20 protein-coding genes and 1 tRNA gene are annotated in these 23,142 nt (G+C 66.6%); 16 read left to right on the top strand and 5 right to left on the bottom strand.

Annotation, left to right across the window (positions count from 1 at the left end; all coding sequences use genetic code 11):
• The first annotated feature begins 23 nt into the window (after positions 1-23).
• The 5 genes from BMI01S_RS10415 (at position 24) to BMI01S_RS10395 (ending at position 6,746) form a co-directional block, all read left to right on the top strand.
• The gene (locus BMI01S_RS10415; RefSeq protein WP_028230607.1) at positions 24-1,223 is read left to right on the top strand and encodes an aminotransferase-like domain-containing protein; all 1,200 of its coding nucleotides are present in this window, start codon (positions 24-26) and stop codon (positions 1,221-1,223) included.
• Positions 1,224-1,273: 50 nt separating this feature from the next.
• The gene (locus BMI01S_RS10410; protein ID WP_028230606.1) at positions 1,274-1,738 is read left to right on the top strand and encodes a RidA family protein; all 465 of its coding nucleotides are present in this window, start codon (positions 1,274-1,276) and stop codon (positions 1,736-1,738) included.
• Between the two features lie 135 nt (positions 1,739-1,873).
• Positions 1,874-2,752, top strand: a complete 879-nt coding sequence (locus tag BMI01S_RS10405) for a PhzF family phenazine biosynthesis protein (RefSeq protein WP_028230605.1) — start codon at positions 1,874-1,876, stop codon at positions 2,750-2,752.
• A 344-nt stretch (positions 2,753-3,096) separates the two neighbouring features.
• A complete protein-coding gene (locus BMI01S_RS10400; protein ID WP_028210488.1) occupies positions 3,097-5,469 on the top strand; it encodes a bifunctional diguanylate cyclase/phosphodiesterase in 2,373 nt (790 codons plus the stop codon).
• 71 nt (positions 5,470-5,540) lie between these two features.
• Entirely contained in the window at positions 5,541-6,746 is a 1,206-nt protein-coding gene (locus tag BMI01S_RS10395; protein ID WP_028230604.1) for a chromate transporter, read from the top strand.
• 117 nt (positions 6,747-6,863) lie between these two features.
• Here BMI01S_RS10395 and BMI01S_RS10390 read toward each other — a convergent pair whose 3' ends face one another.
• From BMI01S_RS10390 to BMI01S_RS10380, 3 genes are all read right to left on the bottom strand, one after another.
• Complete coding sequence (locus BMI01S_RS10390) at positions 6,864-7,322, bottom strand: CopD family protein (RefSeq protein WP_028230603.1); 459 nt, start codon at positions 7,320-7,322, stop codon at positions 6,864-6,866.
• Between the two features lie 241 nt (positions 7,323-7,563).
• A complete protein-coding gene (parC, locus tag BMI01S_RS10385; protein WP_028230602.1) occupies positions 7,564-9,879 on the bottom strand; it encodes a DNA topoisomerase IV subunit A in 2,316 nt (771 codons plus the stop codon).
• Positions 9,880-9,943: 64 nt separating this feature from the next.
• Entirely contained in the window at positions 9,944-11,935 is a 1,992-nt protein-coding gene (locus tag BMI01S_RS10380) for a DNA topoisomerase IV subunit B (protein ID WP_028210496.1), read from the bottom strand.
• 342 nt (positions 11,936-12,277) lie between these two features.
• Between BMI01S_RS10380 and BMI01S_RS10375 the strand changes: the two genes are divergently transcribed.
• Positions 12,278-12,568, top strand: a complete 291-nt coding sequence (locus BMI01S_RS10375; RefSeq protein WP_028210497.1) for a nucleotidyltransferase family protein — start codon at positions 12,278-12,280, stop codon at positions 12,566-12,568.
• A complete protein-coding gene (locus tag BMI01S_RS10370; RefSeq protein WP_028230601.1) occupies positions 12,565-12,918 on the top strand; it encodes a HepT-like ribonuclease domain-containing protein in 354 nt (117 codons plus the stop codon). Before BMI01S_RS10375 ends, BMI01S_RS10370 begins: the two co-directional genes overlap by 4 nt.
• A gap of 36 nt (positions 12,919-12,954) precedes the next feature.
• Here BMI01S_RS10370 and BMI01S_RS10365 read toward each other — a convergent pair whose 3' ends face one another.
• Complete coding sequence (locus BMI01S_RS10365) at positions 12,955-14,883, bottom strand: ATP-binding cassette domain-containing protein (RefSeq protein WP_028230600.1); 1,929 nt, start codon at positions 14,881-14,883, stop codon at positions 12,955-12,957.
• A 343-nt stretch (positions 14,884-15,226) separates the two neighbouring features.
• Here BMI01S_RS10365 and BMI01S_RS10360 point away from each other — a divergent pair, with 343 nt between their 5' ends.
• The 9 genes from BMI01S_RS10360 (at position 15,227) to BMI01S_RS10320 (ending at position 21,462) form a co-directional block, all read left to right on the top strand.
• On the top strand, positions 15,227-15,409 hold the full coding sequence (locus BMI01S_RS10360; RefSeq protein ID WP_028210499.1) for a rubredoxin: 183 nt from the start codon (positions 15,227-15,229) through the stop codon (positions 15,407-15,409).
• Positions 15,410-15,645: 236 nt separating this feature from the next.
• Positions 15,646-15,720 (top strand) — tRNA-Arg (locus BMI01S_RS10355).
• Positions 15,721-15,797: 77 nt separating this feature from the next.
• Entirely contained in the window at positions 15,798-16,070 is a 273-nt protein-coding gene (locus BMI01S_RS10350) for a hypothetical protein (protein WP_028210500.1), read from the top strand.
• 90 nt (positions 16,071-16,160) lie between these two features.
• Positions 16,161-16,460, top strand: a complete 300-nt coding sequence (locus BMI01S_RS10345) for a hypothetical protein (RefSeq protein WP_238327653.1) — start codon at positions 16,161-16,163, stop codon at positions 16,458-16,460.
• Between the two features lie 118 nt (positions 16,461-16,578).
• Positions 16,579-17,958 carry a DNA (cytosine-5-)-methyltransferase gene (dcm, locus tag BMI01S_RS10340; protein WP_081715867.1) on the top strand — a complete coding sequence of 460 codons (1,380 nt, stop codon included), beginning with the start codon at positions 16,579-16,581 and terminating at the stop codon, positions 17,956-17,958.
• A 53-nt stretch (positions 17,959-18,011) separates the two neighbouring features.
• Positions 18,012-18,461 carry a very short patch repair endonuclease gene (locus tag BMI01S_RS10335; protein WP_028210501.1) on the top strand — a complete coding sequence of 150 codons (450 nt, stop codon included), beginning with the start codon at positions 18,012-18,014 and terminating at the stop codon, positions 18,459-18,461.
• Between the two features lie 241 nt (positions 18,462-18,702).
• On the top strand, positions 18,703-19,206 hold the full coding sequence (locus tag BMI01S_RS10330) for a YbhB/YbcL family Raf kinase inhibitor-like protein (RefSeq protein WP_028210502.1): 504 nt from the start codon (positions 18,703-18,705) through the stop codon (positions 19,204-19,206).
• 117 nt (positions 19,207-19,323) lie between these two features.
• Positions 19,324-20,730 (top strand): MFS transporter, encoded by a 1,407-nt coding sequence (locus BMI01S_RS10325; protein ID WP_042289073.1) that lies wholly within the window; start codon positions 19,324-19,326, stop codon positions 20,728-20,730.
• A 147-nt stretch (positions 20,731-20,877) separates the two neighbouring features.
• A complete protein-coding gene (locus BMI01S_RS10320) occupies positions 20,878-21,462 on the top strand; it encodes a hypothetical protein (RefSeq protein ID WP_028230597.1) in 585 nt (194 codons plus the stop codon).
• A gap of 130 nt (positions 21,463-21,592) precedes the next feature.
• Here BMI01S_RS10320 and otsA read toward each other — a convergent pair whose 3' ends face one another.
• Entirely contained in the window at positions 21,593-23,083 is a 1,491-nt protein-coding gene (gene otsA, locus BMI01S_RS10315; protein WP_081723375.1) for an alpha,alpha-trehalose-phosphate synthase (UDP-forming), read from the bottom strand.
• Positions 23,084-23,142: the final 59 nt, after the last annotated feature.

Genomic DNA, 23,142 nt, shown 5'->3' with positions numbered 1-23,142 from the left:
GCCTACCCCAACAAGGAGACCCCATGGACCAGAGCGATCTCAAGGCCGCGCCCGCGTGGCAACTGTCCGAGCGCGCAATCAAGCTGACCAGCTCGGCGATTCGCGAAATCCTGAAGGTCACCGAACGCCCGGAAGTCATTTCGTTCGCGGGCGGCCTGCCCGCGCCGGCCACCTTTCCGGCCGAGGAAATGCGCGCCGCCGCCGACCGCATCCTGCGCGACGATCCCTCGGGCGCCTTGCAGTACAGCGCGACCGAAGGCTACATGCCGCTGCGTGAGTGGGTGGCCGCGCGTCACTCGGTGGGCGGCGTGCAAGTGCGCCCCTCGCAGGTGCTCATCACCACGGGCTCGCAGCAGGCGCTCGACCTGATCGGCAAGGTGCTCGTCTCGCCCGATAGCCCGGTGCTGGTGGAAACGCCCACCTACCTCGGCGCGCTGCAGTCGTTCTCGCTCTACGAGCCGAAGTACGTGCAGGTTCCGACCGACGAGAAGGGACTCGTGCCCGAAGGCCTCACGCCCGAACTCACGGCCGGCGCGCGCCTGCTCTATGCGATCCCGAACTTCCAGAACCCAACGGGCCGCCGCCTGCCGCTCGACCGCCGCCAGGCGCTCGCGGCATTCGCGAAGCACTCGCCGTTCCCCGTGGTCGAAGACGATCCGTACGGCGCGCTCCTTTACGCGGGCGACCCGCTGCCGACGGTGCACTCGCTCGCGCCCGAGCATGTCGTGCTTCTGGGCTCGTTCTCGAAGGTCCTGGCGCCCGGCCTGCGCGTGGGCTACATCATTGCTCCCGAAGACCTCCACTTCAAGCTCGTGCAGGCCAAGCAGGCCACCGACCTGCACACGCCCAGCTTCACGCAGCGCATCGTCTACGAGGTGGTGAAGGACGGCTTCCTCGACACGCACATCCCGAAGGTGCGCTCGCTCTATCGCGACCAGTGCGAGGCGATGCTCGACTCGCTCCAGCGCAACATGCCCGAAGGCGTGAGCTGGAACCGCCCCGAAGGCGGCATGTTCATCTGGGTGACGCTGCCCGCGCACATCGACAGCATGAAGCTGCTGGCCGAAGCCGTGGCGCAGAACGTGGCCTTCGTGCCCGGCGCGCCGTTTTTCGCGAGCGAGCCGCAACACAACAAGCTGCGCCTGTCGTTCGTCACGGTGCCGCCCGCGAAGATCGAAGAAGGCGTCGCCAGGCTCGCGGCCCTGATCCGCGCGCACGCCTGACACAATGACACGCTAGTTTCGATTCAACACCCGAACGAGGAATCCTGATCATGGCTGACATCAACGTCTACGACCGTCTCGAACAGCTCGGCATCGCACTGCCCCAGGCAGGCGCGCCCGCCGCCGCCTACGTGATGAGCGCGCAAAGCGGCAACACGGTGTACCTGTCCGGTCACATCGCCAAGAAGGACGGCAAGGTGTGGGCCGGCAAGCTCGGCGACACGCTCACGACCGAGGAAGGCAAGGCCGCCGCGCGCTCGATCGCGATCGACCTGCTCGCCACGCTGCACGCCCATACGGGCGACCTCAACAAGGTCAAGCGCGTGGTGAAGCTGATGAGCCTCGTGAACTCGACGCTCACGTTCACCGAGCAGCACATCGTCACGAACGGCGCGTCCGAGCTGATCGCCGACGTGTTCGGCGAGAAGGGCAAGCACGCGCGCTCGGCCTTCGGCGTCGCGCAGATTCCGCTCGGCGCGTGTGTCGAGATCGAGCTGATCGCCGAAGTCGAGTAAGCGACTAGCGGCTTTTGACACGGTTCGCGGACCTGCATCAAGGTCCGCGAACTATCTCGCAGTTTTTCCGTTGTGCGTTCGCGCAACCTGGCGCATCCTCTGCCGCTCTCCTTCCCCTCCTGCGATCGTTCCGCCATGACCCAGCACCGCGTCCGCTTCAAACAGGTCGACGTCTTTGCGTCGCGTCCCTTCACGGGCAACCCGCTCGCCGTGGTATTCGACGCCGATGACTTGAGCAGCGACGACATGCAGGCCATCGCGCGCTGGACCAATCTCTCGGAAACCAGCTTCCTGCTCGCGCCGACCGACGCCCGCGCCGACTACCGCGTGCGCATCTTCACGACCAAGGGCGAACTGCCCTTCGCGGGCCACCCGACGCTCGGCACGGCGCACGCGTTCCTCGAAAGCGGCCGCACGCCGAAGACACCCGGGCGCCTCGTGCAGGAATGCGGCGCGGGCCTCATCGACCTGGCCGCGGGCGAGCACGGCGCATGGGCGTTCGCCGCGCCGCCAGCGCGCGTGACGCCGCTCGCCGACGCACAGCGCGATGCATTGCGCGACGCGTTGCGCTCGGACGCGATCGACTTCACGGCAACGCCCTGCGGCGTCGACAACGGCGCGCCGTGGCTCGTCGTGCGGCTCGCTTCGGCGCAAGCGGTGCTCGCACTCGAGGTCGACTACGAGCGGATCGAAGCGGTTGCCGCGAGCGTGGGCGCGCACGGTTTGGCCGCCTACGGTCCGCACGAGGCCGACGGCCCCGCCACCTTCGAAGTGCGCTGCCTGATGACGGGCCTCGGCAAGGGCGAAGACCCGGTGACCGGCAGCGCGAACGCCGCCATCGCCATGCTGCTCGAACAGCAGAACCGGCGCCCCGGCACACGCTACACCGTACGCCAGGGCACGGCGCTCGGGCGCGACGGGCGTGTGCACGTCGCCTACGACGACGCGGCCGGCAAGATCTGGGTGGGCGGCCATGCGGTGACCGTCGTCGACGGGACCTGCCGCCTCGGCTGAACGCCGGACCCCGTGTCAGCGAGGCGCCACACGTGCCTTGCGTCATCTGCATGCACGCGGCATCGGCCATCATGCGCCGCATGGCATCTATGCACCGCACATGGGCATTGCAGGCCCGTTGAGCCGTCCCTCGCGTATACCCGGGGGAGCGCAGCTTCCTTAATCATTCCCCAACCAGTAATATCGAAACATCGGATGCACGCCGCGTCCGGCGTTCATAGTTCGTGCGCAATTCGCGTATTCCCCAACCATCTTTTGTTCATGCCGCCGACTCCTCCGAGCGCATCGCCGCCGTTCTGCACGCCGCATCCGCGGGGTGAGCCCACGCGCCTACGGCGGCTGCAATGAGCACCCGCCGGGGTCCGTTCTCGCGAGATGCGAGCCTGCGCGGCACTCCCAGGCCGGCCTACACGCGCCCGCGCGCGCTGCTCGCCATCCCCCTGCTCGGTGTGCTGGTGCTCGTTCTGCTGTGGGCAGTGATCTTCACGCGCTTGTCCGTCGAGAAGGAAGCGACGATGCGCGAGGCCACGGCTTCCGCGGCCATCCTCTCGGCGGCGCTCGAACAGCACACGGTCAAGGCGATCCACCAGGTCGACCAGATCACGCGCTTCGTGAAGTACGAGTTCGAGAAGTCGCCTGAGCGCTTCAATCTCGCGAGCACGGTCGAGAAGGGCGTCGTGCAGAGCGACTCGCTCGTGCAGGTGTCGATCATCGACGAGCACGGCAAGCTCGTCGCCAACACGGCCGAGCCGAACCCCAAACCCATCGACCTCTCGGACCGCGAGCACTTCAAGGTGCACGAGCACGAGAACGACGACCAGCTCTTCATCAGCAAGCCGGTGCTCGGCCGCGTGTCCGGCCACTGGACCTTGCAGATGACGCGCCGCCTCAACCACCCCGACGGCTCGTTCGCGGGTGTGGTGGTGGTTTCGGAAGACCCGAGCTACTTCACGAGCGACTTCTACAACAATGCGGCGATCGGCCGTGACGGCGTGATCGCCGTGATCTCGGACAGCGGCGCCGTGCTCGCGCGCCGCACGGGCAGCGCCGAACGCGCGAACGGCGCCTTCTCGGCGAGCGGCGTTTATCCGATCTCCGAGCACGCCTCGGGCACCTACGTCGACCCGATCGACCACGTCGCGCGCATCGTCTCGTACCGCCACATCGACGGCTATCCGCTCGCCGTGCTGGTCGGTCTTTCGCAGGCCGAAGAGTTCGCCGACTACAACCACACGCGCGACGTCTACCTGATGATGGCGACGTTCATCTCGCTCGCCATGCTGTCGTTCTTCGCCGTGGCAACGGGGCTGATCGGCAAGCTGCTCGGGCGCGAGCGCGAAATGTCGCAGCTCGTGCAGTACGACCTGCTCACGGGCCTGCCCAATCGCTACGCCACGCTGCAGCGCCTGCGCCACGAAGTCTCGCAGCCGGGCAACCTCGGGCGGCTCGCCATCCTCTTCATCGACCTCGACAACTTCAAGACCGTCAACGACACGCTCGGCCACAACGCCGGCGACATCGTGCTGCAGATGAGCGCCGCGCGCCTCGCCGACGCCGTGGGCGGCGCGGGCACGCTCGCGCGCATCGGCGGCGACGAGTTCGTCGTGATCGTGAAGGGCGACGACATCGAAAAGCGCGCCATCGCGCTCGCCGAGGCCACCAACGCCGCGTTCACCCATCCGTTCGACGTGCGCGGCAGCGCCTTCGTCCTGCATGCGAGCACGGGCATCGCGCTCTTCGCGGTCGCGCACGAGAGCGAGATCGATCTGCTCAAGAAGGCCGACCTCGCGATGTACGCCGCGAAGGAGGCCGGCCGCAACTGCTTTCGCTTCTACTCGCCGCAGCTCGCCCACCGCGCCGACCACCTGATGAAGTGGGAGCAGCAGCTGCGCGTCGCACTCGCCGAGGACCAGCTCTTTCTCGCGTACCAGCCGAAGATCGATCTGCGGCGGCGCTGCATCACGGGCTTCGAGGCGCTCGTGCGCTGGAACCATCCGCAGTACGGGCTCATCCCCGCGGGCGAGTTCATTCCGGTGGCCGAATCCACGGGCCTCATCGTGCCCGTGGGCGACTTCGTGATCCGCACCGCATGCGCGCAGCTTGCGCAGTGGCAGCAGCAGGGCTACGAGTCGCTCACGCTCGCGATCAACATCTCGGCGGTGCAGTTCTGGCGCGGCGATCTCTACGAAACCGTTGCGCGCGCAATCGAAGAGACCGGTATCGCCGCGCACCGGCTCGAGCTCGAGATCACCGAAACCGCGATGATGGAGTACCCGGAGCTCGTCTCCGAGAAGATCTTCGCGTTGAAGCGTCTTGGCGTGCGCGTCGCGCTCGACGACTTCGGCACGGGCTATTCTTCGCTGTCCTACCTGAACCGCTTCGCCGTCGACACGCTCAAGGTCGACCGCTCGTTCGTGCAGGCCATTCCCGGAGACCGCAGCGTTTGCGTGATGGTCTCGGCGATCGTGAATCTTGCGCGCTCGCTCGGGCTGACGGTGGTCGTCGAAGGCACCGAAACGGAGGAGCAGATCGCGTGGCTCGCCGCGCTCGGACCGATCGAGGCGCAGGGCTTCCTGTTCTCGCGCCCGGTGCCGGTCGAAGAGGTAGCCGCGTTGATCGAGCGCTTCGGCGTGTGCAGCGCCACACCGCCGGGTACGCAGACGGCACACGAAGATAGCCGCAACGAGCGACTGAGCGACGCGCCGCAACCGCGCTAACGGGCACCTCTCGCGCATCGCGCGTGCCTTCTCGCACAGACCCGCACGCACTTTCGCCGCATGATTCAGCCATGTCACCCCGCACCGACGACGCGCTTGCGACGCCCAAACGCGACGATGATGAACCCCTGCTGAAGCTCTTTCGCGTCGTGCTGACCGTGTCCGCGATCTCGTGGGGCGGTCTCGCGCTCATGGCGCAGCTGGAGCAGCACTACGTGGCGCGCGAGCGGCGGCTGACCCAGACGGCATTCTCGGATCTCGTCGCGCTCGCATGGATGGTGCCGGGGCCGGTCGGATGCAATGTGGCGGTGCAGTTGGGACACGCGCTGCGCGGCCGCACGGGCGCGTGGGCCGCCGGCGTGGCGAGCGTGCTGCCCTTCTTCACCGTGATGACGGTATTCGCCGCTTTCTACCGCACGCCGCTCGTGCATGGGGCCGCCTCGCGCACGTTACTGGACCACTTCAGCGTGGTGCTCGCGATGCTGATCGCCGTGACCTGGTATCGGCAAACCTGCGCGCTCGTGCGCGGCCCGCTCGAATGGGGCGTGGCGCTCGCGGCCTGCGTGGCGCTCGCGCTCGCCGCCAGCGGCGCGGCGTACGTGGTGGTTCTCCTTCTCGCATTCGCCGTGGGCTGGCTTGTAAGCCCCGTGCCTTCGCAGAGGCTCGACATGCGCGTGACGCGGCGCGACGTGCGGCTGCTCGCTGTGCTTGCCGCGCTGATCGCGATGTTCGCGCTGCCGCTGCCGCAGCGGCTCGACGCGGCGCTGTTATGGCCGCGGCTCGCCGGCGCGGGCATGACCCTGTTCGGCGGCGGCTTCTCGGCGCTGCCGGTGCTCAAGACGCTGTTCGTCACGCCAGCCGTGGGCATCAGCAACGACGATTTCACGCTGGCGTTCACGCTCTCCCCGCTTTCGCCGGGGCCGCTCCTGAACGTGGTGCCGTTCTTCGGCTATCTCGTGGATGGCTGGACGGGCGCGCTCGTCGCCACGCTCGCGCTTTTCGTGCCGTCGGGCTGCCTCGTCGTGCTCGCGCGGCGCCACGTGCACGGCATGAGGGCGAACCCGCGCTTCGAGCACGCCATGAGCGTGCTGGGCGCGGCCACGACCGCGTTCCTGGCGATCGCGGTATGGCATATCGTGCGGCGCGTGCCGCTGCATCCGTCGTACCTGCTGACGGCCCTGTTCGCGGCGATGTGCTTCGGCAAGCTCAAGCTCCCCGCCTACGCGGTCTATGCGACGGTGGGTCTCGCATGCGGCGCGTGGGTGCTTTTGACTTGATGCGCGGGCATGAAGCACGACCTCATTTGCTGATCGAGGCGCGCTCGCAAAACCACCCGAGAGCGCACGCGCCTCGGGTGGCGGAAGAAACAGGAGAAAGCGACGCCGAAGCGCCAATCAGAACCCGCGCGCAAGCACCGCGACACCGATCGTCACGACACCCAGCACGAGATTGATCACGACGAGCCGGCGCACGGTGCCCACGGCGCGCGCGCCGTCGGGCCACTTCTGCGCCTGCACGGCGCGGCGGATACGCGGAAACACGGCGAAGCGGATGTGGCCGAAGATCAGCATCATCAACACGCCGAGGCCCGCCATGGCATGCAGTTGCCAGGTGGCGTGCCCGCCGCCGAACTGCATGAGCAGGAAGCCGCCGGAAACCAGGATCACGATGACTGCCGCGCCCACCCAGTTGAAGAAGCGGCCGAACACCGATTCGATGAGCGGAAGGCGCAGTTGCGGCGAGAGGTCTTCGAGCGCCGGGCGCAGACAGAAGTGCGCGAAGACCATGCCGCCCACCCAGACGGCAACGCCCAGCAGATGCAGAAAGAGCGCGGTTGCGATCGCGTGGCCCATGCTTGAGATCCCTCGTTATGTCGTTGTTCGCGGCATTATTCCATGCCATGCGGCCGTTCGCGCAGGATATGTGTCGACGGGAGTTGGTGCTTTAGCACTTTGCGACCGGAGTTAGTGCCTTAGCACTTTGCGACCGGTGTTAGTGCTTTAGCACTTACCCCGGTCCCACGCAAAGCGCCGGTCCCACGCAGAGCGCTCCCGTCCCACGCAGAGCACTCCCGTCCCACTCCGAACCCCGCCTTTATTGCGGCAACACCGGACGCATACCCGTCACGACCTTGAGCTTCGAGTCCGGCGTGCGGCCCTTGCGCGCGCGTTTGCCGACCTGCGGCGAGAGCACCGCGCCCGCCATCAGGTCCTCGCCCGCCTTGCCGCCGCGACCCGTGCCCACGAGCACGACGCCTGCCGCACTGATCGCGAGCGCCTGCACGAGCTTCTCATTGTCGTCGAGCTGCATCAGCGTCACGCCGCGCCCGCCGCCCGAAAGCGTCTTCATCTCGTCGAGGCCGAACACTAGCAGGCGCCCACCCGACGAAAGACACGCCACCTGAATCGCATCGGGCAGCATTGGCATCGGCGCCAGCGGCGCGCAGCCCTCGTCGATGGTCATGAACGCCTTGCCCGCCTTCACGCGGCTCACCATGTCGCCGATCTTCGCGATGAAGCCGAAGCCGTTGCTCGACGCCAGCAGCAATTGCTGCTCCGCGTTCGCGGCGAAGTAATGCAGCAGATGCGTGCCCGCTTCGAGTTCGATGAGCGACGTGACCGGCACGCCGTCGCCACGGCCGCCCGGCAGGTTCGCGATCGCCACCGAATAGACGCGCCCGTTGCTGCCCCACGCGATGAGCGTGTCGGGCGTGCGGCACTGGAACGCGGCGTACAAACCGTCGCCGGCCTTGAACGTGAATCCTTGCGTGTCGAGCCCATGGCCCTTGAGCGCACGCACCCAGCCCTTCTGCGAAACGACCACCGTGACCGGCTCGTCCACCACGCGCGCCTCGAAGCTCGCGCGCTTTTCCTGCTGGATGAGCGTGCGGCGGTCGTCGCCGTACTGCTTCGCGTCGGCTTCGATTTCCTTCACGATGAGCCGCTTCATCGACGACTCGTTCGCAAGCAGTTCTTCGAGCTTCGCCTTTTCCTCGCGCAGTTCGGCGAGTTCCTTCTCGATCTTGATCTTTTCGAGCCGCGCCAACTGACGCAGACGGATTTCAAGAATGTCCTCGGCCTGGCGCTCGGAGAGCCCGAACGCGCTCATCAAGGCGCTCTTGGGTTCGTCCGACTCGCGGATGATGCGGATGACCTCGTCGATATTGAGGAAGACGATCATCCGCCCTTCGAGGATATGGATGCGGTCGTCGACCCTGGTGAGACGGTATTTAGTGCGGCGCGTGACCGTCGCGAAGCGGAAGCCGATCCATTCGCCGAGGATCTCGCTGATGCCCTTCTGACGCGGACGGCCATCGGCGCCGATCATCACGAGATTGAGCGATGCGTTCGACTCGAGGCTCGTGTTCGCGAGCAGCGAATTGACGAATTCGGACTGATCGATGCGGCTCGTCTTCGGCTCGAACACGAGGCGCACGGGTGCATCCTTGCCCGACTCGTCGCGCACGGCATCGAGCAGCGCGAGCATGGTCTGCTTGCTCTGCAGCTGCTCCGGCGTGAGCGTCTTCTTGCCGAGCTTGAGCTTCGGGTTCGTCAGCTCCTCGATCTCTTCGAGCACCTTCTGGCCCGATGTGTTGGGCGGCAGCTCGGTCACCACGAGTTGCCACTGCCCGCGCGCGAGATCCTCGATCTTCCAGCGCGCGCGCACCTTGAGGCTGCCGCGACCCGATTCGTAGGCCGCCGCGATTTCCGCGTCGCTCGAAATGATCTGGCCGCCGCCCGGAAAATCGGGCCCCGGAAGCCGCTCCATGATCTCCGCGTGCGAAAGCTTGGGATTGCGGATCATCGCGACGGCTGCCGACGCAACCTCGCGCAGGTTGTGCGACGGAATTTCCGTGGCAAGACCCACCGCGATACCCGATGCGCCATTCAGGAGCAGCATGGGCAGGCGCGCTGGCAATGTCTTCGGTTCCTGGAAGGAACCGTCGTAGTTCGGCATGAAATCGACGGTGCCCATGTCGATTTCATCGAGCAGCAGCTTCGCGATGGGCGTCAAGCGCGCTTCGGTGTATCGCATGGCCGCTGCGCCGTCGCCGTCGCGCGAGCCGAAATTGCCCTGGCCGTCGATGAGCGGATAGCGCATCGAGAAGTCCTGGGCGAGACGCACGAGCGCGTCGTAAGCCGACTGGTCGCCGTGCGGGTGGTACTTGCCGAGCACGTCGCCCACCACGCGCGCCGACTTCACGGGCTTGGCGTTGTCGCCGAGGCCCATTTCGTTCATCGCGAAGAGAATACGGCGCTGCACCGGCTTCTGGCCGTCGCAGACGTCGGGCAGCGCGCGGCCCTTCACCACGCTCACCGCGTAGTCGAGATAGGCGCGTTCCGCGTAGTGGCCGAGCGTGAGCGTGTCGCCGTTCGGGGCGTCGGCCACTTCAGCAAATAGATCGTCCATGTTTCAATCAGTCCGTAATCGTGTGTGCGCGTGTGTGTGTGCGCGTGATGGGCGCTGGCGCGTATCAGATGTCGGCTTCGACTTCGTTGCCCTTCTCTTCGAGCCACGAACGGCGCGAAGCCGCTTCGCCCTTGCCCATGAGCATCGTCATGCGCGACACCGTGGCCTCGTAGTCGAGGTCGCCGAGCACGATGGGCGAGAGGCGGCGCGTGTCGGGATTCATCGTCGTATCCCAGAGCTGCTCGGCGCTCATTTCGCCCAGGCCCTTGAAGCGGCTGATGCTCCACTGCGTGTCGCGCACGCCGTCCTTGCGCAGCTTGTCGAGAATCGCTTCGAGCTCGCCTTCGTCGAGCGCGTAGAGCTTCTGCGCCGGCTTCTTGCCGCGCGCGGGCGCATCCACACGGAACAGCGGCGGGCGCGCCACGAACACGTGGCCGCGCTCGATCAGCTGCGGGAAGTGCTTGAAGAAGAGCGTGAGCAGCAGCACCTGGATGTGCGAGCCGTCCACGTCCGCATCGGAAAGAATGCAGATCTTGCCGTAGCGCAGGTTCGAGAGATCGACGGTGTCGTCGGGACTGTGCGGATCGACGCCGATCGCCACCGAAATGTCGTGCACCTCGTTGTTGGCGAAGAGGCGGTCGCGCTCGGTCTCCCACGTGTTGAGCACCTTGCCGCGCAGCGGCAGGATCGCCTGGTACTCCTTGTCGCGTCCCATCTTCGCGGAGCCGCCAGCCGAGTCGCCCTCGACGAGGAACAGCTCGTTGCGCGCGATATCGGTCGCTTCACAGTCGGTGAGCTTGCCGGGCAGCACGGCCACGCCCGAGCTCTTGCGCTTCTCGACTTTCTGGCCCGCGCGCGTGCGCGCCTGCGCCTGCTTGATCACCAGATCGGCGAGCTTCTTGCCGTGCTCGACGTGCTGGTTGAGCCACAGTTCGAGCGCGGGGCGCGAGAACGACGAAACGAGCTTCACGGCATCGCGGCTGTTCAGGCGCTCCTTGATCTGCCCCTGGAACTGCGGGTCGAGCACCTTGGCCGAGAGCACGAACGAGACGCGCGCGAATACGTCTTCGGGCAGGAGCTTCACGCCCTTGGGCTGAAGATTGTGCAGTTCGACGAAGCTCTTCACGGCCTGGAAGAGACCATCGCGCAGGCCGCTTTCGTGGGTGCCGCCCGCGGGCGTCGGAATCAGGTTCACGTACGACTCGCGCGTGAGCGAGCCTTCCTCGCTCCAGGCGACGACCCACGCGGCGCCCTCGCCTTCGGCGAAGGTGTCGTCGGTGGTGCGCGCGTCGGCGTAGCGCTCGCCTTCGAACAGCGGAATCAGCAGATCGGCGCCGCCCATGCCTTCGAGGAGATAGCCACGCAAGCCGTCTTCGTACTTCCAGCTTTGGCGCTCGCCGGTCTTCTCGATGACGAGCGTGACTTCGACGCCGGGCAGCAGCACGGCCTTCGAGCGAAGCAAGCGCTGCAATTCGCCGAGCGGCAGATTAGGCGAATCGAAGTATTTGGGATCGGCCCATGCGGTCACGCGCGTGCCGCTCTTCTTCTCGTCGCGCGTGGCGTTGCGCGTGGTGAGGGGCCGCGTGACGTTGCCGTCGGAGAAGCCGATTTCGGCGACCTTGCCGTCGCGCCAGACGGTCACGTCGAGCCGCGTGGAGAGCGCGTTGGTGACCGAGACGCCCACGCCGTGCAGGCCGCCCGAGAACGTATAGGCGCCGCCGGCGGCCTTGTCGAACTTGCCGCCCGCGTGCAGACGCGTGAACACGATCTCGACGACGGGCACCTTCTCGTCGGGGTGCAGGCCGAACGGAATGCCGCGGCCGTCGTCCTCGACGGAGACGGAATGGTCGGCGTGCAGCGTCACGGTGATGCGCTTGCCGTAGCCGCCGAGCGCTTCGTCCGAGGCGTTGTCGATGACTTCCTGGATGATGTGCAGCGGATTCTCGGTGCGCGTGTACATGCCCGGCCGCTGCCGGACGGGCTCGAGGCCCTTGAGCACCTTGATCGACGCTTCGCTATATCCGGTGTTTCCAGCGTTGGACTTCTTCGTTGACATGGTGATCCACAGGGGGTTGTCGGCGCGCTTGTCCACAGGTCCTGTGGACATCTGCGGGGAAAACGCGTTGAGCGTTCAAAAAAACCGATATGAAACAACGGGGTGAACCGGCTGCGCACCGCGCTGGCAGATGCGCTCGCGGCGGCGCGGCCCGTCGGGCCGTTATTCGAATTCGCGAGGTATTGTACTGATTTGGGCTTGCACGGCAATTTGCCGGCGGGTTGGCCGTTCGGGGGAGGGGCGGCGCGCGGGGCGGGTCGCGTAGAATGGGTGCGCGCGGCACGGCTCGTGCCATTGACTGCTCAACAGGCTTTTTTTAACGATCCGGAGCATGGAGGTGTCATGAAACCATCCGAAGCCTTGCGTGCGCACCGCGCAGAAATCCGGCAAATCGTCGCGAGCCATCACGCGACCAATGCACGCGTGTTCGGGTCGGCAGCGCGCGCGGAAGACGACGAGGACAGCGATCTCGATTTGCTCGTCGATCCCACCCCGGAGACTACGCTTATCGATCTCGCACAAATCCAGTTGCGGCTCGAAGCGTTGCTGGGCGTCCGGGTGGACGTTCTCACGCCAAAGGCACTACCGGAAACCTTCCGGGCACGCGTGGTCGCTGAATCGGTGCCTGTATGAGAAAAAAGGATCTGCGCACGCCGGACTACCTGCAACATATTCTTGATGCCATTGAACGCATAGGTACCTACACCGCGCCGCTTTCACGCGACAGCTTCGCGGCAACACCAATGGCTGTCGATGCAGTCGTGCGTAACATCACGATCATTGGCGAAGCCACGCGCAATATCACGCGTGGCGACCCGGATTTCGCGGCCGCGCATCCCGAGATACCTTGGGAGGCCATGTATGGCATGCGCAACCATGTGACACACGGATACTTCGTCGTGGATATCGACATAGTCTGGAGCACCGTGCAGTCGTATTTGCCAGGCCTTGAGCACAAGCTTTCACGGCTCACACGCTCATGAAAAAGCGGCCTTCATCAAGCCGCTTCCTCTCTCGCATCACTTGCGCTTGCTCTCCAGCTCTTCCCACCGCTCCAGCGCAACGAGCAGTTCTTCGTCGATCGCCGCGTAGCGTTGTGTGAGCATCGCGCCTTCCTGCGCGTCCTTCGCGAAGATCGAACCGTCCTCGAGCTTCGCACCGATGTCCTTCTGCTCCGTCTCCAGCGCCTCGATACGCTTGGGCAGCTCGTCCAGCTCTCGCTGCTCCTTGAACGAAAGCTTGACCGTGCGCTGGGCATTGCGCCCCGCCGCGCTGTCCTTGGGCGCGGCCGCCGCCGGCGCCGCTTCCTTCGGCGCACGCGCCTGGGCAATCTCCTGCGCCCGTGCGCTTTGCGTCTGCCAGTCGGTGAAGCCGCCCACATATTCGCGCCAGCGCCCATCGCCCTCGGACGCGATCACCGAGGTCACCACGTTGTCGAGAAACGCGCGGTCATGGCTCACGAGCAGCACGGTGCAGTCGTAGTCGGTGAGCAGTTCTTCGAGCAGTTCCAGCGTCGGGATGTCGAGGTCGTTGGTCGGTTCGTCGAGCACCAGCACGTTCGCGGGCCGCGCAAAGAGCCGCGCGAGCAGCAGGCGATTGCGCTCGCCGCCCGAAAGCGACTTCACGGGCGAACGCGCGCGTTCGGGCGCGAACAGGAAGTCGCCCAGATAGCTCATCACGTGCTTCTTCGCGCCGTTGATCTCGACCCAGTCGCTGCCGGGGCTGATCGTATCGGCGAGGCTCTTTTCGAGGTCGAGCTGCGCGCGCATCTGGTCGAAGTACGCCACTTGCAGGTTGGTGCCCACGCGAACCGTGCCTTCGTCGGGCTTCAGCTCGCCGAGGATCAGCTTCAGGAGCGTGGTCTTGCCCGCGCCGTTCGGCCCGACGAAACCGATCTTGTCGCCGCGCATCACCGTGGTCGAGAAGTTGTCGACGATCGTGCGAGCGCCATAGCGCTTCGTGACATCCGTGAGCTCCGCGACGATCTTGCCGGACTTCTCGCCCTGCGCGACATCGAGCCGGACGTTGCCCTGCACGTTGCGGCGCTCCTCGCGCTCGCGGCGCATCTGCACGAGCCGTGCGATGCGGCCCACGCTGCGCGTGCGGCGCGCCTCCACGCCCTTGCGGATCCACACTTCTTCCTGCGCGAGCAGCTTGTCGAACTTCTCGTTCTCCACGCGCTCGACTTCGAGCTGCTGCGCCTTGCGCTCCTGGTACTGCGAGAAGTTGCCCGGATACGAGAGCAGCTTGCCGCGATCGAGCTCGACGATGCGCGTGGCCACGCGGTCGAGAAATGCGCGGTCGTGGGTGATGAAGAGCAGGCTCGAGCGCTGCGCGACGAGCAGTTCCTCGAGCCAGCGGATGCCGTCGAAGTCGAGGTGGTTGGTCGGCTCGTCGAGCAACAGGATGTCGGGCTGCACCACGAGCGCGCGCGCGAGTGCGACGCGCTTTTGCATGCCGCCCGAGAGCGAGCCCACGCGCGCGTCGCCTGCCAGGCCGATCTGCGCGAGCGTCGTGGCGACGCGCGTGCGCCAGCTCCACGCGTCGGCGTGGTCGAGCGACGATTGCAGCGTGTTCATGCGCGCGAGCAGCGCGTCGTGCTCCGCGCCTTCGGGCGTGTCCGCGAGCCGGTGCGCGACCGCGTCGTATTCGTCGAGCAGCGCGCGCACGCCGGCGAGGCCGGACGCGACGGTGTCGAACACCGTGGCATCGGCGTCGAAGTCGGGCTCCTGCGGCACGTAGACGGTCGAGAGATTCTGCTGGCGCGTGACGAGGCCGTCGTCGGGCTTGGCGAGTTCGGCGACGATCGTCAGCAGCGACGACTTGCCAGCGCCGTTGCGGCCGATCAGCCCGACGCGCTCGCCGGCTTCGAGCGAAAAGTCCGCGTGATCGAGCAGCGCGACGTGGCCGAACGCCAGTTGCGCGCCGGTGATGGTGTAAAGCGACATGGATGAAATGCGATGCGTGCGATGGACCTGAAAGGGGGATTGTACCGGGGCGCGGAGCTCGGGGCGCGGAGCTCGGGGCGCGGAGCTCGGGGCGCGTAGGCCGGGGCGCGGAGCTCGGGCCGCTAGGTCGGGGCGCGGAGCTCAGGCCGCGCAGGTCGGTCCGCGCAGGTGCCCGCCGCAAGGCTCGGGCCGCGAGGCACGGGCGCGCCCTCAACCGTGACCCATTCACGCACCGGCAGGCGGGCCTTTTTCCGGTAACATCGCGGGTCGCCCGGGCCGCCTTGAATCTATACAGGGCCGTATTTGGGGCCATGCATCGAATCGACTAAACGAAGGACACGCTGTGAGCGAAGTAATCGAGTACAAGAGTTGGGTTTGCCTGATCTGCGGCTGGATCTACAACGAGGAAGAGGGTCTGCCGGACGAGGGCATCGCCGCCGGTACGCGCTTTGCGGATATCCCCGACGACTGGCGCTGCCCGTTGTGTGATGTCGGCAAGGCGGAATTCACCGTCGTCGAATTTTGATCGCGCCGCTTCGCCCGAATCGCGCGACGGCTCGCCGCCATCGGATAAAGTCGCGATAGCGCAAGGACACGAACCTGGAGGGCGTCGTCTTCGCGCCCCACACGTTTGCTATACTCTTGGCCCTGCGTCGCGATATGGCTCGGGCCCGCAAGGCCGAACCGCTTCGCGGCCGCTCCGCGCCATGACGGGTCACTTGGGAAACATGGCGATCGAACGGAGCAATGCTCGACCACGCGCTCCCTGTAGTTCAATGGATAGAACAAGTGCCTCCTAAGCGCTAGATGCAGGTTCGATTCCTGCCAGGGGGACCAGCCGCACCGGCCGGTTCGCGCATCCCCGGTCCCGTCCCTTCTGCGCGTTCGTGCCCCCTCTTTCCCGAAGGCTTTCCATGGACATCAACAAGCAAGTCGCCGCCCTCACCGCCTCCGAACTGCAAACAGCCGGCGCCAGCCAGGCCACCGCCATCGCCGTGAGCGTGCTGCTGCGCCATCTCAACTCGCCTGAGCTCGCTCGTCAGCTGAGCGCGGCATTCGAGAACCATCAGGCCGTCATGCTGCAAACCCCCTGGCCCGAGCAGATGCTGAACGCCTTCGACGCGACGCGCCGCTTCCTCGAAAGCGCTGCCCAGGCGCCCGGCGTGACGCCCCCCGCCGCCGAATAAGCGGCGGCGCGAGGCGATCTGGCGCGCCCCTTGAGCGGCCAGGGTAAGTACCGAGCAAATTTCCCTAAAGGTACGACAGGAAGTGCCGTTATGGCCTTCATGGACTCCACGCGTCCCCTCCCCGCCGGTTATATGGTGTCGAACCTCATAGACCAGGATATCGCGCACATTCGTCGCGTGATGCCGCTGTCGCTCGCGGGCGACTTCGGGGGACCTATTCTCCCCGCGAGCTACTGGCGCCAGCGCCTGCATCGCCTGCTCGACACCGGCCACGTGAACAAAGGCCAACTGAGCGAAATCGACAGCCTGCTGCTCATCGTCGATTTGCACGAACTCAACGTCGCCTCGACCTCGCCGACCAGGCAGGCAAACGCCGGCTCACACTCCTGATTTCCTCCTGTTTTCGACGCGCCCGGGCGGCGCGGCCCACGCAACACAGCGGGAAGTCCTGGTGTCGCGGGTCGAGCATCGGTCATAATGTCCGCAAAAATACCCTAACGAGGACTCCGTGCTCACGGCCGAACCGAGAGACCTGCTCCAGCAGGCACGCAAGCGTTTCACGCAGCAGCAAATCGCCACGCACGTCGGCCGCGACGTGAAGACCATCCGGCGTTGGGAAAAAGGCGAAACGCCCTGCCCCGCCATGCTCGAAGCCGCGCTGCGCGAATTGCTGCACGGCGGCCCGCGCCAGCACGGCGGCGCGGCGCGCTTTCGCTTCATCGATCTGTTCGCCGGCATCGGCGGCATCCGCAAGGGATTCGAGGCGCATGGCGGCGAGTGCGTCTTCACGAGCGAATGGAATCCGTTCTCGCGCAAGACCTATCTCGAGAACTACGGCGAGGACCATCCGTTCATCGGCGACATCACGGCCGTCGACGCCGCCGACGTGCCGGACCACGACGTCCTGCTCGCGGGCTTTCCTTGCCAGCCGTTCTCGATCGCGGGCGTGAGCAAGAAGAACGCGCTCGGCCGCCCGCACGGCTTTGCGTGCACGACCCAGGGCACGCTGTTCTTCGACGTCGCGCGCATCATCGCCGAGAAGCGGCCCGCCGCGTTCCTGCTCGAGAACGTCAAGAACCTGATGTCGCACGATCGCGGCCGCACCTTCGACGTGATTCTCCAGGTGCTGCGCGACGAACTCGGCTATGACGTGCACTATCGCGTGATCGACGGGCGTCATTTCACACCGCAGCATCGCGAGCGCATCATCATCGTCGGGTTTCGCGAGCCGACCGCATTCTCGTGGGACGCATTGGCGCTGCCTGAAAACGGCCCGCGCCTTGCTTCGATCCTGCACCGCACCGACGGCCGCGAGCCGGTCCTGCCGTGGGACGGAGAGCGCTTCTTCGATCACGGCGAGCGCCGCGTGCAGTCAAAGTACACGCTCACGCCCGGCCTTTGGGCCTATTTACAGCAATACGCCGAAAAACATCGCGCGGCCGGCAACGGCTTCGGCTACGGGCTCGCGTTTCCCGACAGCGTCACGCGCACGCTGTCTGCGCGCTATCACAAGGACGGCTCGGAAATCCTCGTCTACCAGGGCGAAGGCGTGCGCCCGCGGCGCCTCACGCCGCGCGAGTGCGCGCGGCTCATGGGGCTGCCCGACACCTTCCGCATTCCGGTGAGCGACACTCAGGCATACCGCCAGTTCGGCAACAGCGTAGTGATGCCGGTGATGCGCGAAGTCGCGCGCGCGATGATGCCGCATCTGGATGCCCTGCTCGGCGCAAGGCACGACACGGCGCCCCTCGCGGACAATGCGGCGGCGGCAACCCCTGCCGCCGTTGCGAGTGTGGATAAACGCAGGATTGCGCCAAAAGGGGGGCCCAAAGCGGGGCGCAAACCCGCGCGCGCCGCGACGTCGCTGGCCACGGCGGGAGGCCGCTGAGCGGCGCGCGCCGCGGCCGAACGAAGCAAGGCTAAGGAGCGAGACTTCAGGCGATGGTGGACGTCGTCGATACAGCGACCCGCAGCCGGATGATGTCCGGCATACGCGGGCGCAACACCAGGCCCGAAACGCTGATTCGCAGTCTGCTGCATCGGCGCGGCTTTCGCTTTCGCCTGAACGTGCGCGAACTGCCCGGCCGCCCCGACATCGTGTTGCCGCGCCGGCGCGCCGTGATATTCGTGCACGGCTGCTTCTGGCACGGCCACAACTGCGCGCTCTTCAAGTGGCCGCAAACCCGCCCCGAGTTCTGGCGCGAGAAGATCGCGCGCAACCGCGTCAACGACGCCCGGGCGCTCGCCGCACTGGCGGCGCAGGGGTGGCGCGTGGCCGTGATCTGGGAATGCGCGTTGCGTGGCGCGCAGCACGATCCGCAGGCGGTCGTCGAGCGGCTCGCCGCGTGGCTCGAAGACGAGTCGTCCGCGTGGTTCGAGGCGCGCGCGTGAGGCGGCCCGCGCGGCCTGCACCGCTTGTGGCGCTGCGATGCTGCCGCTCGCGCGCAAGCCGCGCGGTGATAAACTCGCTCGACCGGCTGCGCTAGTCGCTTTGCCTGTTCGAACGCAAGTCGCGAACGCAAGTCGCGAACGCCTTTCGTTTGCGATGTCATCTATGCCGGCGCAACCGTCCCGCGAAGTCACGAGCAGTCACAAGCAGTCACAAGCAGTTCCAAAACGGAGGAGGCAACCGATGGCTGATTTCCGACTTTGGTCCGATGACTTTCCCAGCAACGGTTTCATGCCGAAGGCACAGGAGTTCGACGACCGTGCCTTCGGTGTCGACGGCGACAATGTCTCGCCCGCGCTGCAATGGGACGAGCCGCCCGCCGACACGCAAAGCTTCGCGCTCACCGTCTACGACCCGGACGCGCCCACGGGCAGCGGCTTCTGGCATTGGGTCGTGGTCAACATCCCCCCTGACGTACGCTCGCTCGCGCGCAACGCGGGCAGGGCCGACGGCAGCCTGCTGCCGCAGGGCGCGGTGCAGGTGCGCAACGACTATGGCACCGTGGGCTTCGGCGGCGCGGCGCCTCCGCGCGGCGACAAGCCGCATCGCTATATCTTCCGCGTGCATGCGCTCAAGGCCGCGCAATTGCCTGTCACACCGGAGACGACGAACGCCGTCGCGCGCTTCATGACGCACCTGAACGAAGTGGACTCGACCACCTACGTCGGGCTTTACGAACTGAAATAATCCACGCCACAAGCAACAGCCAGGCAACGAACTAGCGCGAAACAACGCCTGAAAACCACAGCCAGCCGGCAGCGCCTCGCGACGATCCAGACACGGGGCGCGCCGCCTCTCCAGTCGATGCCCACGCTTTCCGAACTTTCCGCCGATTCCACCGCCGACGCCGAAACCGGCCTGCCCTTCCCACAGCGCTATTACGCGATCCTCGTCGTCGCGCTCGGCATCACGCTTGCCGTGCTCGACGGCGCAATCGCCAACGTCGCCCTGCCGACCATCGCGCGCAACCTGCGCGCGAGCGCGGCAAGCTCGATCTGGATCGTCAACGCCTATCAACTTTCGGTGACCATCTCGCTGTTGCCGCTCGCCTCACTCGGCGACCGCATCGGCTACCGGCGCGTCTACCTCGCCGGCATGGCGCTCTTCACGGTCGCGTCGCTGGGCTGCGCGCTCGCCACCACGCTGCCCCAGCTCGCGCTCGCGCGCACGGTGCAGGGTTTCGGCGGCGCCGGGATCATGAGCGTGAACACCGCGCTCGTGCGCATGATCTATCCGCGCGCGCAGCTCGGGCGCGGCGTCGCGATCAACGCCATGGTTGTCGCGATCGCCTCGGCGGTCGGGCCGACGCTTGCTTCGGGCGTGCTCGCCATCGCGTCGTGGACATGGCTCTTCGCGATCAACGTGCCGATCGGCATCGCCGCGTTCATGCTGGGAATGCGCGCGCTGCCCGTGAACGAACGGCATCCCGCGCCCTACGATTACCTGAGCGCCGTGCTCAACGCCATCGTGTTCGGCCTCCTGATCTTCGCCGTCGACGGCCTCGGCCACGGCGAGAGCAAGCGCCTCGTCGCGCTCGAATTCGTGGTCGCGATCGTGGTCGGCTGGTTCTTCGTGCGGCGGCAGCTCACCCAGCCAGCGCCGCTTTTGCCCGTCGATCTGCTCGCCAATCCCGTGTTCGCGCTGTCGATCAGCACCTCGGTGTGCTCGTTCTGCGCGCAGATGCTCGCGTTCGTCGCGCTGCCCTTCCTGCTGCAGGAGACGTTCGGCTTCTCGCAGGTCGACACGGGTCTGCTGATGACGCCCTGGCCGCTCGTCATCATCGGTGCCGCGCCGCTCGCGGGCGCCCTCTCCGACCGCTATCCGGCAGGCATGCTCGGCGGCATCGGGCTCGCGCTCTTCTCGGCCGGCCTGCTCTCGCTCGCCGCGCTCGGCGCCCATCCGACGGTGCTCGACATCTGCTGGCGCATGGCGCTTTGCGGCGCGGGCTTCGGCGTTTTTCAGTCGCCCAACAACCGGCAGATCCTCTCCTCCGCGCCGCGCGAGCGCAGCGGCGGCGCGAGCGGCATGCTCGGCACCGCGCGCCTCACCGGGCAAACGCTCGGCGCGGCGCTCGTCGCGCTCATCTTCGGCTTTGCGCCACAACAGGGACCGACCGTGGCGCTCTACGTGGCGACTGCCTTCGCCGCCGTCGCGGCCGTGGTGAGCCTGCTGCGGCTGATGCCGGGCACGGTGGCGCAAAGGCCGCGCTGAACGTGCAAGCACGCGCCCCCGCGAGAGCAGCCTAACTCTGCGCGTGCGCAGGCACTAACATGGATTCAGGGCACGCCGCATTCGCGGCGTACCCGTTCCTTCCGTTTCCGGCGAGTCGAAATGCCGAACCGGCAAAGGAGGATTCCCATGTCACTGATCGTCGCTGGTCGGTTCACGACCTTCCCCGCCGCCGAAGCCGCCGCGGAAAAGCTGTACGCCGGCGGCTTCCTCGAAGAGGACGTCAACCTGTTCTTCGTCAATCCGCGCGGCCAGCACGCGCGCCACAGCGCGATGGCGGCCGCGCCGCCGCCAACGGCCGCCGCCGCGCGCTCGCATCACGCGCGCAATATCACCGCGGGCGCAGTGGCGGGCGCCGTGGTTGGCGTGGTGCTGTTCAGCGCATTTTCGGCGGCGCTCCCCTCGGTCGTGATCGCGGCCGGCGTGGGGGCCTGGATCGGCGCACGCATCGGCGCGAGCGTGGGAGCGAAAGCCGCGGCGCAACAAGCTGCGGCACACCACGAGCGGGTGCATCGCGAGATGCGCAATGACGGCGTGCTGCTCACGGTTCACGTCTGCTACGAGAACCAGGATCTCGCCGCGCAATTGCTGCGCGACGCGGGCGCCGCCGACATCGAGCGTGCCTCGGGCCAATGGCATGACGGCCACTGGGCCGACTTCGACCCGACCCGCCCGCCGATGCCGTTTGCCGACCCACTCAGCCAGCGGGCCTGAACGCGCGCCGCGCCCGAAGCGGGCGCAAAAAAACGGCGGCCTGAAGGCCGCCGCGTGGAAACATTTGCGTCGAGGCAACGCTATGCGGTCGATGGCGCCTCGCGCCGCGCCATTGGCCTCACTGCGGGCCTCACTGCGCGCGCGCGGCGCGCGGGGCCGGTTCCGGTGCGGACGCGGACGTCGCGGGCGATGGCGCGGACGCGGCGCCCGCCGGCGCAGCGGTGCGCGCCTTCGCCGTGACCGACGCCGCCGTTGCGACGCTGCGCAGGTCGGCGAGGAACGTATCGCGCCACACCGAAAGGTTGTTCTCGCGCAGCGACGCCATCATGTCGTTGTATCGCGAGACGCGCTCCGCGTGCGGCATGGAAAGCGCGCGCTCCAGCGCCTCGGCCGTCTGGTTCAGGTCGTAGGGGTTCACGACCAGCGCACCTGGCAACTGCTCGGCTGCGCCCGCGAACTGCGAGAGCACCAGCACGCCGGGGTCCTCGGGGTTCTGCGAAGCCACGTACTCCTTCGCGACGAGATTCATGCCGTCGCGCAGTGGCGCCACATAGCCCACCTGGGCCTCGCGAAACAGCGCCATTAGCAGATTGCGCTCGTACTTGCGGTTCAGGTACTGGATCGGCGTCCAGTCGAGCTGCGCGAACCGGCCGTTGATGCGGCCGGCCTCGCCTTCGAGATTGCGGCGGATCGTCTGGTAGGTCTGCACGTCGGAGCGCGTCGGCGGCGCGATCTGCAGCAGCGAGACGCGGCCGTGCCAGCCGGGCCCGTTCTGCAGCATGCGCTCGAACGCCTGGAACCGCTCGGCCAGGCCCTTCGAGTAATCGAGCCGGTCGACGCTCATGATCAGCTTGCGCCCGCGCATGGCCTCGCGCAGGCTGCGCACGGCCTTGCGGTCGGAGAACTGCGCCGATGCGCGGGCAATAGCGTCCGGATAGATGCCGATCGGGTAGGCGCCCACCTTCAGGAAGCGGTCCCACGCGTGGACCATGCCGTCGTCGCTCGCGGTGCCATGGCCGCCGCGCTCGATATAGTCGAGGAAGGCCTGGCGATCGGCGCCGGTCTGGAAACCGACCACGTCGTAGTGGCACATGAACTTGATGAGTTCCTCATGCGGCGGCACCGAGCGCAAGACCTCGGGCACCGGCAGCGGAATGTGGAGGAAGAAGCCGATCGGGTTCTTCACGCCGAGGTCGCGCAGGCAGCGGGCGAACGGAATCAGGTGATAGTCGTGCACCCAGATGATGTCATCCGGCTCGATGAGCGGCTGCAGCTGGCGCGCGAGCAAAACGTTCACGCGCAGGTAGCCGCCGTACTCCTGGCGCTCGTAGCGCGCGAGGTCGTTGCGGTAGTGGAACGTCGGCCACAGCGTCGTATTCGAGAAGCCCTTGTAATACTGGTCATAGTCACGCCGGGTAAGACTCACGGTCGCGTAGGTGACGCTGCCCTGCTGCTCGATGACGGGCGCGGAAGGTTCCGCGACGGTTTCGCCGCTCCAGCCGAACCATACCCCCCCGGTTTCCTTGAGCGCGTCCAGCACGCCGACTGCGAGACCGCCCGCTGCCGGGCGCCCCTCCTGGGTCGGCGCAACGCGATTCGATACCACGATCAGTCTGCCCATTGCGGCTCTACCTCCTGTTTCATTGGGTCCGAAGACAATGTCTCAAACAGGTACGCAAG

The sequence above is a fragment of the Paraburkholderia mimosarum LMG 23256 = NBRC 106338 genome (genome assembly GCF_000739815.1).
Classification (GTDB): domain Bacteria; phylum Pseudomonadota; class Gammaproteobacteria; order Burkholderiales; family Burkholderiaceae; genus Paraburkholderia; species Paraburkholderia mimosarum.
This window is presented reverse-complemented; position numbering and strand designations above follow the sequence as displayed.

Coding starts and splice junctions, on each gene's coding strand:
- BMI01S_RS10415 (WP_028230607.1), top strand. CDS start 24: ATGGACCAGAGCGATCTCAAGGCCGCGCCCGCGTGGCAACTGTCCGAG.
- BMI01S_RS10410 (WP_028230606.1), top strand. CDS start 1,274: ATGGCTGACATCAACGTCTACGACCGTCTCGAACAGCTCGGCATCGCA.
- BMI01S_RS10405 (WP_028230605.1), top strand. CDS start 1,874: ATGACCCAGCACCGCGTCCGCTTCAAACAGGTCGACGTCTTTGCGTCG.
- BMI01S_RS10400 (WP_028210488.1), top strand. CDS start 3,097: ATGAGCACCCGCCGGGGTCCGTTCTCGCGAGATGCGAGCCTGCGCGGC.
- BMI01S_RS10395 (WP_028230604.1), top strand. CDS start 5,541: ATGTCACCCCGCACCGACGACGCGCTTGCGACGCCCAAACGCGACGAT.
- BMI01S_RS10390 (WP_028230603.1), bottom strand. CDS start 7,322: ATGGGCCACGCGATCGCAACCGCGCTCTTTCTGCATCTGCTGGGCGTT.
- parC (WP_028230602.1), bottom strand. CDS start 9,879: ATGGACGATCTATTTGCTGAAGTGGCCGACGCCCCGAACGGCGACACG.
- BMI01S_RS10380 (WP_028210496.1), bottom strand. CDS start 11,935: ATGTCAACGAAGAAGTCCAACGCTGGAAACACCGGATATAGCGAAGCG.
- BMI01S_RS10375 (WP_028210497.1), top strand. CDS start 12,278: ATGAAACCATCCGAAGCCTTGCGTGCGCACCGCGCAGAAATCCGGCAA.
- BMI01S_RS10370 (WP_028230601.1), top strand. CDS start 12,565: ATGAGAAAAAAGGATCTGCGCACGCCGGACTACCTGCAACATATTCTT.
- BMI01S_RS10365 (WP_028230600.1), bottom strand. CDS start 14,883: ATGTCGCTTTACACCATCACCGGCGCGCAACTGGCGTTCGGCCACGTC.
- BMI01S_RS10350 (WP_028210500.1), top strand. CDS start 15,798: ATGGACATCAACAAGCAAGTCGCCGCCCTCACCGCCTCCGAACTGCAA.
- BMI01S_RS10345 (WP_238327653.1), top strand. CDS start 16,161: ATGGCCTTCATGGACTCCACGCGTCCCCTCCCCGCCGGTTATATGGTG.
- BMI01S_RS10335 (WP_028210501.1), top strand. CDS start 18,012: ATGGTGGACGTCGTCGATACAGCGACCCGCAGCCGGATGATGTCCGGC.
- BMI01S_RS10330 (WP_028210502.1), top strand. CDS start 18,703: ATGGCTGATTTCCGACTTTGGTCCGATGACTTTCCCAGCAACGGTTTC.
- BMI01S_RS10325 (WP_042289073.1), top strand. CDS start 19,324: ATGCCCACGCTTTCCGAACTTTCCGCCGATTCCACCGCCGACGCCGAA.
- BMI01S_RS10320 (WP_028230597.1), top strand. CDS start 20,878: ATGTCACTGATCGTCGCTGGTCGGTTCACGACCTTCCCCGCCGCCGAA.
- otsA (WP_081723375.1), bottom strand. CDS start 23,083: ATGGGCAGACTGATCGTGGTATCGAATCGCGTTGCGCCGACCCAGGAG.